1 protein-coding gene is annotated in these 352 nt (G+C 66.8%); it reads left to right on the top strand.

The features are described 5' to 3' along the window. Window positions 1-205 precede the first annotated feature (205 nt). Window positions 206-337: a hypothetical protein gene (locus UK12_RS44680; protein WP_269432068.1), complete on the top strand. Its 132-nt coding sequence runs from the start codon at window positions 206-208 to the stop codon at window positions 335-337. The last annotated feature ends 15 nt before the right edge of the window (window positions 338-352 follow it).

Raw genomic sequence — 352 nt, 5'->3', positions numbered from 1 at the left:
GATCGAAACCGACCTGCCCGAGGACGACCTCTTCGCCGGTCTGCGCACCCCCAGCCCCGTGGCCTGACCTGCCGGTCGGCAGTCCGCGCGCGACACGTACCACCCCGGTGACCCGGCCGATGTAAGACCGGGGCACCATCGAGAGCTGACCACGCCGATCAGCTTCACTGACCTCCCCACCGGCCTCGCACTGGACGACAACAAGGTGACCCCCGGCCTTCTCGGTTTCGTCGTCTTCGCCGCCCTGGGTGTCGCCACCTGGTTCCTGCTGAAGTCGATGAACAAGCAGTTCAAGCGCGTCGACTTCGTCGAGGAGCCCGAGCCCGTAAAGGAGTGACCTCCCGCGCTCCTG

The sequence above is a fragment of the Saccharothrix sp. ST-888 genome (assembly GCF_000955975.1).
GTDB lineage: Bacteria > Actinomycetota > Actinomycetes > Streptomycetales > Streptomycetaceae > Kitasatospora.
This window is presented reverse-complemented; position numbering and strand designations above follow the sequence as displayed.